The sequence below is a fragment of the Streptomyces sp. NPDC093586 genome (genome assembly GCF_044764905.1).
Lineage (GTDB): Bacteria > Actinomycetota > Actinomycetes > Streptomycetales > Streptomycetaceae > Streptomyces.
This window is the reverse complement of the sequence record NZ_JBIWJA010000023.1, coordinates 58,791-73,038: the sequence shown is the minus strand read 5'-3', so window position 1 is coordinate 73,038 and position 14,248 is coordinate 58,791. Positions and strand designations below refer to the sequence as shown.

12 protein-coding genes are annotated in these 14,248 nt (G+C 72.4%); 9 read left to right on the top strand and 3 right to left on the bottom strand.

Annotated features, from left to right (window positions below; translation table 11 throughout):
- The first annotated feature begins 51 nt into the window (after positions 1 to 51).
- The 8 genes from ACIRFH_RS23310 (at position 52) to ACIRFH_RS23275 (ending at position 9,715) form a co-directional block, all read left to right on the top strand.
- The gene (locus ACIRFH_RS23310) at positions 52 to 1,095 is read left to right on the top strand and encodes a sugar-binding transcriptional regulator (protein ID WP_077797786.1); all 1,044 of its coding nucleotides are present in this window, start codon (positions 52 to 54) and stop codon (positions 1,093 to 1,095) included.
- A gap of 33 nt (positions 1,096 to 1,128) precedes the next feature.
- On the top strand, positions 1,129 to 1,482 hold the full coding sequence (locus ACIRFH_RS23305) for a barstar family protein (protein WP_403523961.1): 354 nt from the start codon (positions 1,129 to 1,131) through the stop codon (positions 1,480 to 1,482).
- A 108-nt stretch (positions 1,483 to 1,590) separates the two neighbouring features.
- The gene (locus tag ACIRFH_RS23300) at positions 1,591 to 3,033 is read left to right on the top strand and encodes a GuaB1 family IMP dehydrogenase-related protein (protein WP_403524090.1); all 1,443 of its coding nucleotides are present in this window, start codon (positions 1,591 to 1,593) and stop codon (positions 3,031 to 3,033) included.
- Between the two features lie 447 nt (positions 3,034 to 3,480).
- Complete coding sequence (locus ACIRFH_RS23295; protein ID WP_403523959.1) at positions 3,481 to 4,971, top strand: amino acid permease; 1,491 nt, start codon at positions 3,481 to 3,483, stop codon at positions 4,969 to 4,971.
- A 15-nt stretch (positions 4,972 to 4,986) separates the two neighbouring features.
- Positions 4,987 to 5,439: an Lrp/AsnC family transcriptional regulator gene (locus tag ACIRFH_RS23290; protein ID WP_403523956.1), complete on the top strand. Its 453-nt coding sequence runs from the start codon at positions 4,987 to 4,989 to the stop codon at positions 5,437 to 5,439.
- A 138-nt stretch (positions 5,440 to 5,577) separates the two neighbouring features.
- Positions 5,578 to 6,783, top strand: coding sequence for an MFS transporter (locus tag ACIRFH_RS23285; protein WP_403523953.1), 1,206 nt, complete (start codon positions 5,578 to 5,580; stop codon positions 6,781 to 6,783).
- Positions 6,784 to 7,188: 405 nt separating this feature from the next.
- A complete protein-coding gene (locus ACIRFH_RS23280; protein WP_403523951.1) occupies positions 7,189 to 7,977 on the top strand; it encodes a carbon-nitrogen hydrolase family protein in 789 nt (262 codons plus the stop codon).
- A 40-nt stretch (positions 7,978 to 8,017) separates the two neighbouring features.
- Positions 8,018 to 9,715 carry a flavin monoamine oxidase family protein gene (locus tag ACIRFH_RS23275; RefSeq protein WP_403523948.1) on the top strand — a complete coding sequence of 566 codons (1,698 nt, stop codon included), beginning with the start codon at positions 8,018 to 8,020 and terminating at the stop codon, positions 9,713 to 9,715.
- A gap of 4 nt (positions 9,716 to 9,719) precedes the next feature.
- Here ACIRFH_RS23275 and ACIRFH_RS23270 read toward each other — a convergent pair whose 3' ends face one another.
- Positions 9,720 to 10,649, bottom strand: a complete 930-nt coding sequence (locus ACIRFH_RS23270; protein WP_403523945.1) for an LLM class F420-dependent oxidoreductase — start codon at positions 10,647 to 10,649, stop codon at positions 9,720 to 9,722.
- 91 nt (positions 10,650 to 10,740) lie between these two features.
- Complete coding sequence (locus ACIRFH_RS23265; protein WP_403523942.1) at positions 10,741 to 11,436, bottom strand: DUF5995 family protein; 696 nt, start codon at positions 11,434 to 11,436, stop codon at positions 10,741 to 10,743.
- Between the two features lie 173 nt (positions 11,437 to 11,609).
- Between ACIRFH_RS23265 and ACIRFH_RS23260 the strand changes: the two genes are divergently transcribed.
- On the top strand, positions 11,610 to 12,746 hold the full coding sequence (locus ACIRFH_RS23260; protein WP_403524087.1) for a glycoside hydrolase family 6 protein: 1,137 nt from the start codon (positions 11,610 to 11,612) through the stop codon (positions 12,744 to 12,746).
- Here the strand turns inward: ACIRFH_RS23260 and ACIRFH_RS23255 are convergent.
- Entirely contained in the window at positions 12,728 to 14,134 is a 1,407-nt protein-coding gene (locus tag ACIRFH_RS23255; RefSeq protein ID WP_403523939.1) for a uracil-xanthine permease family protein, read from the bottom strand. The genes ACIRFH_RS23260 and ACIRFH_RS23255 overlap by 19 nt on opposite strands.
- Between the last annotated feature and the right edge of the window lie 114 nt (positions 14,135 to 14,248).

Sequence of the window (14,248 nt, the reverse complement as noted above, 5' to 3'; positions counted from 1 at the left end):
AGGGCTGATCGAGAGCGCCGAATCTGCAAGGATGAACGGCGAATCCAGAGTGTGAACAGCAGTGAGGAGATCGCCGTGTCGGGTATGTCGGCGGGCCGTTCAGCCATGCGGATGGGACCCGCTGAGCTGGTCCAGGCGGCGGCCATGGCCCGCCGCTTCTACCTCGAGGGCAAGTCCAAGATCCAGATCGCGGAGGAGTTCGGCGTCAGCCGCTTCAAGGTGGCCCGGGTCCTCGAGACCGCCCTCGAGCGGGACCTTGTACGAATCGAGATCCGGGTGCCCGCCGAGCTGGACGCGGAGCGCTCGGACGCCCTGCGGGCCCGCTACGGCCTCAGGCACGCCGTCGTGGTGGAGTCCCCGGCCGAGGCCGAGGAGACACCCGACCCCGAGAACCTGGGCGAGGTGGCCGCCGACCTGCTCGGCGAGCTGGTCAACGAGGGCGACGTGCTCGGCCTCGCCTGGGGCCGCTCCACGATCCACATGGCGGCCGCGCTCGACCGGCTGCCGCCGTGCACGGTGGTGCAGCTGACGGGCGTGTACGACGCCGGGACCGCCGAGCGCGGCTCGGTCGAGGCCGTCCGCCGCGCCGCCCAGGTCTCGGGCGGCGACGCCCACCCCATCTACGCGCCGATGCTGCTGCCGGACGCGGCCACCGCGGCGGCGCTGCGCAACCAGACCGGGATCGCCCGGGCCTTCGAGTACTTCGACAAGGTCACGGTCGCCTGCGTCTCCATCGGCTCCTGGGAGCCGGGCATCTCGACGGTGCACGACATGCTCAGCGACGAGGAACGCGCGCACTACGCCTCCCTCGGCGTCGCCGCCGAGATGTCCGCGCACCTCTTCGACGCCGAGGGGCGCCGGGTCGGACGGGACCTGGGGGAGCGGTGCATCACGGTCACGGCCGACCAGCTCCGCCGCATCCCCGAGGTCGTGGCGATCGCGGGCGGGCAGCGCAAGGCGGCGGCCATCGACGCGGTGCTGCGGTCCGGGCTGGTCACCAGCCTGGTGACGGACACGTCGGCCGCGGACTACCTGCTGACGGCGGGCACGGCGCCGAAGCCGACGCTCAACCGCTCGGACCCGGACGGCGTCTGACGACCGGCAAGAGAGCAGGAGAGAGGGCACGACATGACGGAGGACCCCGCGGGCCGGCTCGTGGTCACGCTGGACCTCGACGGGGTCACGGACAAGGCGGGCCTGATGGACCGCTGCGTTCGTGCCCTGGGCCTGCCCGACTGGTTCGGCCGCAACTGGGACGCGCTCGCCGACTCCCTGGCCGACCCGTCCGTCTGGCCCGGCGAGACGGCGGAGCGGGGCCTGGTGCTCCTCGTGCGGGGCTGGCGCGGGTACGCCGAGGCACGGCCGGACGAGTGGGCCGTCGCCGAGGAGATCTTCGCCGAGGCCACCGACCGCGGCCCGGGGCTCTTCGTGACCCTGGGGCCTGGAGGTTCCTCCAAGGGTGCTGCTGACCAGCCTGGATGATCCGCCCGGGGATAACCGCACGCCGGCCATGGGAGAATGAAGTACGTGCTCTTTCCCCCTGGCTGACCTGTCCGGGGGCCACCTCTGATCGACTGGGATGTGCAGCACGTGCGTTTCCTCAACGACATCCAGCCCTCGTACGACCTGACGTACGACGACGTCTTCATGGTGCCGAGCCGCAGCGCCGTCGGCTCCCGGCAGGGCGTGGACCTCAGCTCCCCGGACGGCACGGGCACCACGATCCCGCTGGTCGTCGCCAACATGACCGCCATCGCCGGCCGCCGCATGGCCGAGACGGTGGCCCGGCGCGGCGGCCTGGTGGTCATCCCGCAGGACATCCCGATCGAGGTCGTCACCGAGGTCGTCACCTGGGTCAAGGGCCGCCACCTCGTCCTGGACACCCCGATCGTGCTGGCCCCGCACCAGACCGTCGCCGACGCGCTGGCGCTGCTGCCCAAGCGCGCGCACAACGCCGGCGTCGTCGTCGACGAGGACCACAAGCCGGTCGGCGTCGTCACCGACACCGACCTGACCGGCGTGGACCGCTTCACCCAGCTCGAAGAGGTCATGTCCAAGGACCTCCTGCTGATCGACGCGGACCTGGACCCGCGCGAGGCCTTCAACACCCTCGACCACGCCAACCGCCGCTACGCCCCGGCCGTCGACGAGGACGGCCGCCTGGCCGGCATCCTCACCCGCAAGGGCGCCCTGCGCGCCACGCTGTACACCCCGGCCGTCGACGCGCGGGGCCGGCTCCGCATCGCCGCCGCCGTCGGTATCAACGGCGACGTGGCGGGCAAGGCGAAGCAGCTGCTGGACGCGGGCGTGGACACCCTCGTCATCGACACCGCGCACGGCCACCAGGAGTCGATGATCAGCGCCGTCAAGCTGGTGCGCGGCCTCGACCCGCAGGTGCCGATCGTGGCCGGCAACATCGTCTCCGCCGAGGGCGTGCGCGACCTGATCGAGGCGGGCGCGGACATCATCAAGGTCGGCGTCGGCCCCGGCGCCATGTGCACCACCCGCATGATGACCGGCGTCGGCCGGCCGCAGTTCTCCGCCGTCCTGGAGTGCGCCGCCGAGGCGAAGAAGTACGGCAAGCACGTGTGGGCCGACGGCGGCATCCGCCACCCGCGCGACGTGGCGATGGCCCTCGCGGCCGGCGCGTCCAACGTGATGGTCGGCTCCTGGTTCGCCGGGACCTACGAGTCCCCGGGCGACCTCCAGCACGACGCGAACGGCCGCCCTTACAAGGAGTCGTTCGGCATGGCCTCCGCGCGCGCGGTGCGCAACCGCACCTCGGAGGAGTCGGCGTACGACCGCGCCCGCAAGGCGCTGTTCGAGGAGGGCATCTCCACCTCCCGCATGTTCCTCGACCCGGCCCGTCCGGGCGTCGAGGACCTGATCGACTCGATCATCGCGGGCGTCCGCTCCTCCTGCACCTACGCCGGTGCCGCCTCCCTGGAGGAGTTCGCCGAGAAGGCCATCGTCGGCATCCAGAGCGCCGCCGGTTACGCCGAGGGCAAGCCGCTGCACGCCAGCTGGAGCTGACCCGCGCAGCCCTTTCGCACGGCCCCCGCTCCTCCCGTCACCCGGGAGGAGCGGGGGCCGTGCGCCGTTCCCGGCGAGTTCCCGGTCGGGGACGAGACGCCGGGCGGTCCGGACGGGCGCCGACCAGGCCCGATCCACCGTCGGTCCACCTCCGGCCCACTCCTGGCAGCCGCCCGGCGCAACGACTCGGCGGCCCCCGCGCAACGAACACGCGTCTGGTCCCGACGAACGCAACGATCGTGCGAGGACGCGCAAGGTTGCTGCATTACCACGGGGAACCCGACGCTCGTAGGGTTCTTCGCTGTACGTGGCGTGGCGAGGACCCCGCTCGGTGGGTCGCTCGCTTTCGCGAGGGGCGCCGCCGGTCCCCGCCGCTCCAGAAGCCCGCCGCGAGGAAGCCCGCTCGACACCGGGCGGCGCGACCGGCAGTGACAAAGGAGTCAACGCGTGCTCGACCACGGCGCACCCCCGCACCACGACCTACCGGTCACCCCCACGTCCCCGGGGCTGGCCGCGCGCCTCATGCGCCGCAAGCCCGTGGACCGGCTGGTCGCCGAGGGCGGCCAGGGCGAGGGCGGCAGCCTGCGCCGTTCCCTCGGCCTGTGGCAGCTCACGATGATCAGCATCGGCGCCACCCTCGGCACCGGCATCTTCGTGGTCCTCGGCGAGGCCGTCCCCAAGGCCGGGCCGGCGGTCACCCTCTCCTTCGTCATCGCCGGTCTGACGGCGCTCTTCTCGGCCCTGTCCTACGCCGAACTGGCCGGCACCATCCCCGTCGCCGGCTCCTCGTACTCGTACGCCTACGCGACCATGGGCGAGCTGGTCGCCTGGATCTGCGGCTGGTGCCTGGTCCTGGAGTACGGCGTCTCCGTCGCCGCCGTCGCCGTCGGCTGGGGCCAGTACCTGAACGAACTGCTCGACGGCACCATCGGCGTCACCATCCCGGCCGTCCTGTCGGCACCGCCCGGCGACGGCGGGATCTTCAACCTGCCCGCGCTGATCGTGGTGCTGCTCGCCATGACGTTCCTGCTGGGCGGCGCCCGCGAGTCCGCCCGCGCCAACACGATCATGGTCCTCGTCAAGATCGCATCCCTGGTGCTGTTCTGCGCCATCGGCGTCCAGGGCTTCCGCTCCGGCAACTACGAGCACTTCATGCCGCTCGGCATGGCCGGCGTCAGCGCGGCCGGCGCGACGCTGTTCTTCTCGTACATCGGCTTCGACGCCGCTTCCACCGCCGGCGAGGAGGCGAAGAACGCCCAGCGCGACCTGCCCCGCGCGATCATGCTCTCCCTCGTCATCGTCACCCTGCTCTACGTCCTCGTCGCCGCCGTCGCCGTCGGCGCCAAGCCGTGGAAGGGCTTCGGCGACTCCGAGGCCACCCTCGCCCAGATCATGACCGACGTCACCGGGCAGAGCTTCTGGGGCACCCTCCTGGCGTTCTGCGCGGTCGTCGCCATCGCCAGCGTCGTGCTGACCGTCCTCTACGGCCAGACCCGCGTCCTGTTCGCCATGTCCCGCGACGGACTGGTGCCCAAGGTGTTCTCCAAGGTCCACCCGAAGACCGGCGCGCCCCGCGCCAACACCCTGATCGTCTCCCTGTTCTGCGGGGTCCTGGCCGCCGCCGTCCCGCTCGGGCAGCTCGCCGACGCCACCAGCATCGGCACCCTCTTCGCCTTCGCACTGGTCAACGTGGCCGTCGTGCTGCTGCGCCGGACCCGCCCGGACATGCCCCGCACCTTCCGGGTGCCGCTGTCCCCGGTGCTGCCCGCCCTGGGCTTCGGCTTCTGCGTCTGGATGATGGGCAGCCTGTCCACCGTCACCTGGGTCGTGTTCGGTGTCTGGATGGCCGCCGGGCTCGTGTTCTACTTCGTGTACGGCCATCGCCGTTCCCGACTCGCCACGCCGGACACCTCCGAGGTCCGGGCGCACCAGAAGTGAAGTGAACGACCCGCAGTGCTGAACGATCTCGACGAACGCATCGTGCACGCCCTCGCCGAGGACGCCCGCCGCTCCTACGCGGACATCGGGCAGTCGGTCGGCCTGTCCGCGCCCGCCGTGAAACGGCGCGTGGACCGGCTGCGCGCCACCGGAGCCATCACCGGCTTCACCGTGCGGGTCGACCCCGCCGCACTCGGCTGGGAGACCGAGGGGTTCGTCGAGATCTACTGCCGCCGCAACACCTCGCCGGAGACCATCCAGCGGGGACTGGAGCGCTACCAGGAGGTCGTGGCCGCGTCCACCGTCACCGGGGACGCGGACGCGATCGCCCAGGTCTTCGCCGCCGACATGCGGCACTTCGAACGGGTCCTCGAGCGGATCGCCGGGGAGCCCTTCGTCGAGCGCACCAAGTCCGTGCTGGTGCTCTCGCCGCTGCTGCGGCGCTACTCGTCGGGGGCGCCCGCATAAGCGCTGGGCCCGAAGCGCCGTCCCGTCTACCATCGGTGCCATGACCTGGCGACATTGATCCACCCGCCGTGCCCGCCCCCGAGGGCCGCCTCGGACGCCGTACCTCCGGTGTCCGATCCGCCCCCTCGGGAAGGCCTCATGACTCACGCATCCACACGTGTGCCACCCGCCGGTTACCGGCGTCTCACGGCCACGCTGTACGGCTACGCGTTCCTCGACGACTTCGTCCTGCTGTATCCGGTGTACGCGCTGCTCTTCAGCGACGCCGGTCTGTCCGTCTGGCAGATCTCCTCGCTCTTCGCCCTGTGGTCGGTCACCGGCGTCCTGCTGGAGGTGCCCTCCGGCGCCTGGGCCGACGCCGTCTCCCGGCGGCTGCTGCTGTGGTTCGGCCCGCTGCTCACCGCCGCCGGCTTCGCCCTGTGGGTGCTCGTCCCGTCCTACGGCGCCTTCGCGCTCGGCTTCGTGCTGTGGGGTGCCGGGGGAGCGCTCGGCTCCGGTGCGCTGGAGGCGCTGGTCCACGACGAACTGGACCGGCTCGGCGCCGCCGACCGGTACGCCCGCGTCATGGGCCGGGCCCGCTCGGCCGGGCTGGTGGCCGTGATGGCCGCGATGGGCCTGGCCGGGCCGGTGTTCGCCCGCGGCGGCTACCCGGCCGTGGGGGCGGCGAGCATCCTGGCCTGCCTGCTGGCGGCGGCCCTGGCGACCCGGTTCCCCGAGCACCGCGCGCCCGTGGCGGACGGCGACGGATGGGCCTCGACCCTGCGGTCCGGACTCGCCGAGGCCCGCGCCGACCGGTCCGTGCGCGGTGCCCTGTTGCTCGTTCCCGCCGTGGGGGCCGTGTGGGGCGCCCTCGACGAGTACACGCCCCTGCTGGTGCGCGACACCGGCGTGGCCGAGGCGACCGTGCCGTGGCTGCTCCTGCTGGTCTGGGCCGGCGCCACGGCCGGAGGCCTGCTGGCCGGACCGGCCGAACGGCTCGGCGACGCCGGGTTCGGCGGGCTGCTCGTCGGTGCCGCGCTCGCCCTGGCCGTGGGCGCCGGAGCGGGGACGCCGGTGGGGCTCGTGGCGGTCGCCGTCGCCTTCGGCGGCTTCCAGCTGGCGAGCGTGCTCGCCGACGCACGCCTCCAGCGACGCATCGGCGCCTTCGACCGGGCGACCCTGACCTCGGTGGCCGGGCTCGGCACCGAACTGGCCACGATCGCGGTGTACGGGGCGTACGCGGTGGCCGCGACGGAGACGGAGCACGGCACCGCCTTCGCGATCTTCGCGGTGCCGTACCTGCTGACGGCGGTGGTGCTGGTGGCCGCCCGGCCCAGGGCTTCGGCTGCCAGGGCACGGTCCTGAAACAGCCCGCGCCCCTGACGGCCTTCCCGGACGGCGCCGGCCCGCGCCCCCGGGGGGTGGTCCGCGGGTGATCCGGCCACGGCCGCCGCAGCCCGGGCGGTCGTGGCGGCCGAGGCCGTGGACCGCGATGCCGGCCCGCCTGCCCGTGGCGCCGGGCAGGCGGGAGGAGGTGACGACACCGGACACGACGGCCACGTCACCACCGGCCGACAGGCGACCGAGCGGGGCCGGGCCGCGCCTGCGCCGGACGGACGGACACGACACGCAACGAATCACCGCCGGGCGCCCCGCGGACGCAACGATCCGCTCAGCGGCGCGCAACGGCTCCTTCTTGTCCGGCCGAGTCCGCCGACCGTACCGTCTATCTGGCCCCCCGAACCCCCCGCTCACCGGTGAGGAACACGCATGCGCACCGCCCTGCTCCAGAGCTCCGGCCGCCCCGGCTCCACCGTCGAGAACCTCAAGGTCCTCGACGAGGCCGCGGGCCGAGCCGCCGCCGCGGGCGCCGGGCTGCTCGTCACCTCCGAGCTGTTCCTGACCGGGTACGCGATCGGCGACGGCATCGGCCGTCTCGCCGAGGCCGCCGACGGCGAGGCCGCCGACGCGATCGCGGAGACCGCCACGCGCCACGGCGTCGCCGTCGCGTACGGCTACCCCGAACGGGCCGGCGAGAGCGTGTTCAACTCCGTGCAGCTGATCTCCGCCGACGGCACCCGCCTCGCCAACTACCGCAAGACCCACCTCTTCGGCTGCTTCGAGCAGGAGCACTTCGTCCCCGGCGAGCAGCCGGTCGTACAGGCCGAGCTGAACGGCCTGACCGTCGGCCTGATGATCTGCTACGACGTCGAGTTCCCGGAGAACGTGCGCGCCCACGCCCTGGCCGGCACCGACCTGCTGCTCGTCCCGACCGCACAGATGCACCCGTTCCAGTTCGTCGCCGAGTCGGTCGTGCCCGTGCGGGCCTTCGAGAACCAGATGTACGTGGCGTACGTCAACCGGGTCGGCCAGGAGGGCGACTTCGAGTTCGTCGGGCTGTCCGCACTCGCCGGCCCCGACGGCACCGCCCGCGCCCGGGCCGGGCGGACCGAGGAACTGGTCCTCGCCGACGCCGACCCGGCCTTCCTCGCCGCCTCCCGCGAGGCCAACCCGTATCTGAAGGACCGCCGCCCCGGCCTCTACGGGTCCCTCGTCTGAACCCCCACCCCGTTCCACCCCCGCAAGGAGTCCGTACCCCATGACGTCCACGGTGCCCAACGCGATCGAGCACGCAGACGAACAGCAGCCGCCGATCACCATGTTCGGCCCGGACTTCCCGTACGCGTACGACGACTTCCTCGCCCACCCGGCGGGCCTCGGCCAGATACCCGCGACCGAGCACGGCAGCGAGGTCGCCGTCATCGGCGGCGGCCTGTCCGGCATCGTCGCCGCCTACGAACTGATGAAGATGGGCCTCAAGCCCGTCGTCTACGAGGCCGACCGGATCGGCGGCCGGCTGCGGACCGTCGGCTTCGACGGCTGCGACCCCTCGCTGACCGCCGAGATGGGCGCGATGCGCTTCCCGCCGTCCTCCACCGCCCTCCAGCACTACATCGACCTGGTGGGACTCGAGACCCGCCCCTTCCCCAACCCCCTCGCCGAGGCGACGCCCTCGACCGTCGTCGACCTCAAGGGCGAGTCGCACTACGCCGAGACCCTCGCCGACCTGCCGCAGGTCTACCGGGACGTCGCCGACGCCTGGGCCCGGTGCCTGGAGGAGGGCGCCGACTTCTCCGACATGAACCGCGCCCTGCGCGAGCGCGACGTGCCGCGCATCCGCGAGATCTGGGCGAAGCTGGTCGAGAAGCTCGACAACCAGACCTTCTACGGCTTCCTCTGCGAGTCCGAGGCCTTCAAGTCCTTCCGCCACCGCGAGATCTTCGGCCAGGTCGGCTTCGGCACCGGCGGCTGGGACACCGACTTCCCCAACTCCATCCTGGAGATCCTCCGCGTCGTCTACACCGAGGCCGACGACCACCACCGCGGCATCGTCGGCGGCTCCCAGCAGCTGCCGCTGCGCCTGTGGGAGCGCGAGCCGGAGAAGATCGTCCACTGGCCCCACGGCACCTCGCTGAAGTCCCTGCACGTGAACGGCGAGCCCCGCCCGGCCGTGACCCGGCTGAACCGCACCGCCGGCAACCGGATCACCGTGACGGACGCCGACGGCGACATCCGCACCTACCGGGCGGCGATCTTCACCGCCCAGTCCTGGATGCTGCTGTCCAAGATCGCCTGCGACGACTCGCTCTTCCCGATCGACCACTGGACGGCGATCGAGCGCACCCACTACATGGAGTCCAGCAAGCTCTTCGTGCCCGTGGACCGGCCCTTCTGGCTGGACAAGGACGAGGAGACGGGCCGGGACGTCATGTCGATGACGCTCACCGACCGCATGACCCGCGGCACCTACCTGCTCGACGACGGTCCCGACAAGCCCGCCGTCATCTGCCTCTCCTACACCTGGTGCGACGACAGCCTGAAGTGGCTGCCGCTGTCCGCGAACGAGCGGATGGAGGTCATGCTGAAGTCGCTCGGCGAGATCTACCCGAAGGTCGACATCAGGAAGCACATCATCGGCAACCCGGTGACGGTCTCCTGGGAGAACGAGCCCTACTTCATGGGCGCGTTCAAGGCCAACCTGCCGGGTCACTACCGCTACCAGCGGCGCCTGTTCACGCACTTCATGCAGGAGGAGCTGCCCGAGGACAAGCGGGGCATCTTCCTCGCCGGCGACGACATCTCCTGGACGGCCGGCTGGGCCGAGGGCGCCGTCCAGACCGCGCTGAACGCGGTCTGGGGCGTCATGCACCACTTCGGGGGAGAGACCGACCCGACCAACCCGGGCCCGGGCGACGTCTACGACGAGATCGCGCCGGTGGAGCTCCCCGAGGACTAGAGGACTAGATACCGGCCGCCCGCGCCTTCTCGTACACCTCGGCGGCGACGTCCTTGAGCTCCTCGGCGTCCCGCAGGGAGCCCTGGAGGTCGACGAGGATCTCGTCGAGGCCGATCTCGGAGTGGGCGGCCAGGTCCTCGACGATCTGGTCGACGCCGCCGTGGAAGGGGCGGCGGCCGGCGCCGTCCCGGCCGTTCGCCCGGTAGCGGGCGTTGACCCGCAGCACCGTGCGGATCGGCTCCGTACGGCCGCGTTCCTCGGCCAGGTCGCGCAGCAGGCGCCACTGCTCGGTCACGGCCTCGACGCCGATGCCGGCCGGCAGCCAGCCGTCGGCGTGGTCGACCAGCCGGCGCCGGGCCCGGCCACTGCCCGCCGCCAGCATGATCGGGATCGGCCGGGCGGGCTTGGGGCCGACCACGGCGGACGCGATCTTCGTGACGTCCCCGTCGTACACCACCGGGTCCGGGCCCCACACCGCCCGGCACACCCCGATCAGCTCGTCCAGCGCCCGGCCGCGCTCGGCGAAGGGGCGCACGGACGCCGCCGCGTACTCGTCGTGGGACCAGCCGGTGCCGAAGCCCGCGATCACCCGGCCGCCGCTCGCCGCGTCCAGCGTGGCCAGCGACTTGGCGAGCTGGAACGGTACGTGCAGCGGGGCGACCAGCACGCTGGTGCCCAGCCGGGCCCTCTCGGTGGCCGCGGCGGCGAGGGCCAGGACGACCAGCGGTTCGGCCACGCTCCGGTAGGTGTCGGGCCAGGGCAGGCCCTCGATGCCGTACAGCCCCTGGGTGGCGGGCTCGGGGAACAAGGCCCTCTCGAAGACCCACAGGCTCTCGTAGCCCATCCGTTCCGCCGCGCGTGCCACGTCCGGGACGTCCTTGCCGATGTCGTACTGACGCATCTGGGGGAGACCGAGTCCGAGCCGGGTCGTCATGCCGGGGTGCTCCTTCGCCGTCGGGGTGCGATGTTGCCCGAGGGACCAACGTACAGCGGTCGTACGGGACTTCCGGGGAACGGTGGCCGGGTCAGTCCGGCAGCGGGGTGAGCAGCATGCGGCCCGCGAAGCCCACCGCCGCGTCCAGCCGCTCGGTGAACTCCCCGGCCACGTCGGGCATCCGGCGCAGTGCCCACAGCGCCCGGGCCGCGGCCCAGGTGGCGTCGCGGGCGCGCTCCAGGCTCCAGGAGCCGAGCAGATGGGTCAGCGGGTCGGCGACCTGGAGGAGATCGGGACCCGGCATCAGCTCCTCGCGTACGCGCTCCTCCAGCGATACGAGGAGATCGCCCACCCGGTCGAACTCGTCCTCCAGGTCGACGGGTTCGCAGCCGAGCGTACGACAGGTGTCCACCACGGCCAGCGCGAGGTCGTGTCCGATGTGCGCGTTGATGCCCGCCAGCGCGAACTGCAGCGGTCGTACGCCGGGATGGCGGCGGAACTGGAACAGGGGCCGCCAGCACGCGGGCGGCCGGCGCCCGCTCTCCAGGGCGTCGACGGCGGCCAGGTAGCGCTCCGCGAACCGCACGTCCAGCGCGATCGCGGCCCGGGCGTCCGGGAACAGACCACGGTCGATGTGCCGGTCGACCGCCTCCGTGACGGCCAGGTAGACGCCGTTGAAGACGGCGACCCCGTCCCGCGCGGGCAGCGTGGAGTCGAGGGCGCGCATCCGGGTCAGGACCGTGTCCACCGTCCGGACGGCCGTGGGGACTTGCTCACAGTGCGCCATGGCGGCAGGGTCGCAGCTTTAGGGTGGGAGCAGTGCCGGCGGGTCCGACGCTTCCCCAGAAAGGGGGAACGCGCCCGCCGTGCGGGGGAGGGGGAACGTACGTGTCAGGCCTTCGTGCCCGGCGTCCGGCCGCTCGCAGGACCGAGCGCAGGCGTGCCGCCGGACGCAGCGCCATGGTCGCGGCGGCGTCCGTCGTCGTGGCGGTCGGCACCGCGACCGGCATGCTGAACGCGTTCGGCGACGACGGCCGCGGCGCGGACGCGGCACACCCGCAGACGACGCGGTCGCCGCTGCTGGAGTCCCCGCCCGTCACGCCGACCCCGTCCGCCTCCGCGAAACCCTCGGTCTCCGCCTCTCCCTCTCCCTCGGCCTCGGCCTCGAAGGAGGCGGGCCCCAGCCCCTCGCCGAAGAAGACCGAACGGAAGAAGACCCGGACCACCGCGGCCTCCGCCGGGCTCTACCGGCACCCCGACTCCCAGGTCCTCGAATGGGTCCGGGCCCATCCGGGCGACCCGCGTCAGGACGTCATCGAGTCCCGCATAGCCGACCACCCGGCCGCCGTGTGGTTCGCCGACTTCACGCCGGACAACATCACCTCCCGGGTCCGCGCGGTCACCGCGGGCGCCGCGGCCCAGGGCCGGGTGCCGGTCGTCGTGCCGTACGTGATACCCGACCGTGACTGCGGCGGGTACTCGGAGGGCGGAGCGCCGGACCTCGACGCCTACGACGACTGGATCGACCGGTTCGCCGCGGGACTGGGCTCCGGCGAGGTCATCGTCGTCCTGGAGCCCGATTCGGTGGCCCAGTCCGAGTGCCTGTCCGCCGATGACCGGGCCGACCGCTTCGCCTCCCTGGCCCGGGCCGGCCGTGTCATGAAGGACGCCGATCCGAAGGCGCGCGTCTACTTCGACGCGGGTCACTCCGGCTGGCACGCGCCCGCCAAGCAGGCCCAGTGGCTCAAGCAGGCCGGTGCCGCCTCGGCCGACTCCTCGGACGGCATCTTCAGCAACGTCTCCAACTTCCACACCACCGCCGACGAGATCGACCACGACCGCGCGGTCCTCGCCGCCCTCGGCGGCCCGGCGAGCCTGGGCGCCGTCATCGACACCAGCCGCAACGGCAACGGCGCCCCGCCCGACGGCGAGTGGTGCGATCCCGACGGCCGCAAGATCGGCCGCGCGCCGACCCTGAGCACCGGCATGGGGCGCATCGACGCCTACCTGTGGGTGAAGCTGCCGGGGGAGTCGGACGGCTGCAAGGGCTCGCCGGGCACGTTCACCCCGTCGTACGCCTACGACTTGGCGCGCTGAGGCCCGTCGTCCCCGGACGCCTCGTCGTACGAGGACGTCCCCTCGTCCAGCAGCGGCTGCTGCGTCTTGAGGTGGGCCGGGGCGAAGGCGCGCAGCGCGTGGTAGCCGGTGATGACGACCAGGGTGCCCAGCGCGATGCCGCTGAGGGAGAAGGTGTCGGTGAACTTCATGCTGACGTTGCCGACGCCGATGATGATGCCCGCGGCGGCCGGCACCAGGTTCAGCGGGTTGCGCAGGTCCACCTTGGCGTTGACCCAGATCTGCGCGCCGAGCAGGCCGATCATGCCGTAGAGGATGACCGTGATGCCGCCGAGGACGCCGCCCGGGATGGCGGCGACGACCGCGCCGAACTTCGGGCAGAGCCCGAAGAGGAGCGCGAAGCCGGCGGCGGCCCAGTAGGCGGCCGTCGAGTAGACCCGGGTCGCCGCCATCACGCCGATGTTCTCGGAGTACGTGGTGTTGGGCGGACCGCCGACCGCGGTGGACAGGATCGAGCCGACGCCGTCCGCGGAGATCGCCGTGCCCAGCTTGTCGTCGAGCGGGTCGCCGGTCATCTCGCCGACCGCCTTGACGTGCCCGGCGTTCTCCGCGACCAGCGCGATGACGACCGGGAGGGCGACCAGGATCGCCGACCACTCGAAGCTCGGCCCGTGGAAGGACGGCAGCCCGATCCAGTCGGCGTGGCCCACGCCGGACAGGTCCAGCCGCCAGTGGTCGGTGACCTTGCCGCTGCCGTCCACCGAGTGGATCCTGCCGAAGATCCGGTCCAGGGCCCAGGACAGGGCGTAGCCGAAGACCAGCCCCAGGAAGATCGCGATCCGGGACCAGAAACCGCGCAGGCAGACCACGGCCAGACCGGTGAACAGCATCACCAGCAGGGCCGTCCACTGGTCCTGCGGCCAGTAGGTGGTGGCGGTGACCGGGGCCAGGTTGAAGCCGATCAGCATGACCACGGCGCCGGTCACGATCGGCGGCATCGCGGCGTGGATGATCCGCGCCCCGAACCGCTGCACCGCGAGACCCACCAGGAACAGCGCGACGCCGACGACGAGGACCGCGCCGGTCACCGTGGCGCTGGTGCCGCCCTGCGCCCGGATCACGGCGGCGACGCCGACGAAGGACAGGGAGCAGCCGAGGTAGCTGGGCACCCGGCCGCGGGTGGCGAGCAGGAAGAGGACGGTCGACACGCCCGACATCATGATCGCGAGGTTGGGGTCCAGGCCCATCAGGACCGGAGCCACGAAGGACGCCCCGAACATGGCCACCACGTGCTGGGCGCCGAGCCCGGCCGTGCGGGGCCACGAGAGCCGTTCGTCGGGGCGGACCACCGCTCCGGGTGCGGGCGTGCGCCCGTCACCGTGCAGCTTCCAGCGCACGCCGAGGTCCATGGTGAGGTTTCGCTTTCTCTGTACGTGAGGGCTGTCCGCACCATTGTCGGGGGTAACCGGCCGTCCTTCGTCCCGAGCCCCCCCCGCTGACCAGCGCCTTCCCGTGACCCAGGT

What these genes read in the sequence shown, in the direction of transcription:
- ACIRFH_RS23305 (WP_403523961.1), top strand. Translation starts at nt 1,129, where the DNA reads ATGACGGAGGACCCCGCGGGCCGGCTCGTGGTCACGCTGGACCTCGAC.
- ACIRFH_RS23285 (WP_403523953.1), top strand. Translation starts at nt 5,578, where the DNA reads ATGACTCACGCATCCACACGTGTGCCACCCGCCGGTTACCGGCGTCTC.
- ACIRFH_RS23280 (WP_403523951.1), top strand. Translation starts at nt 7,189, where the DNA reads ATGCGCACCGCCCTGCTCCAGAGCTCCGGCCGCCCCGGCTCCACCGTC.
- ACIRFH_RS23275 (WP_403523948.1), top strand. Translation starts at nt 8,018, where the DNA reads ATGACGTCCACGGTGCCCAACGCGATCGAGCACGCAGACGAACAGCAG.
- ACIRFH_RS23270 (WP_403523945.1), bottom strand. Translation starts at nt 10,649, where the DNA reads ATGACGACCCGGCTCGGACTCGGTCTCCCCCAGATGCGTCAGTACGAC.
- ACIRFH_RS23265 (WP_403523942.1), bottom strand. Translation starts at nt 11,436, where the DNA reads ATGGCGCACTGTGAGCAAGTCCCCACGGCCGTCCGGACGGTGGACACG.
- ACIRFH_RS23260 (WP_403524087.1), top strand. Translation starts at nt 11,610, where the DNA reads ATGGTCGCGGCGGCGTCCGTCGTCGTGGCGGTCGGCACCGCGACCGGC.
- ACIRFH_RS23255 (WP_403523939.1), bottom strand. Translation starts at nt 14,134, where the DNA reads ATGGACCTCGGCGTGCGCTGGAAGCTGCACGGTGACGGGCGCACGCCC.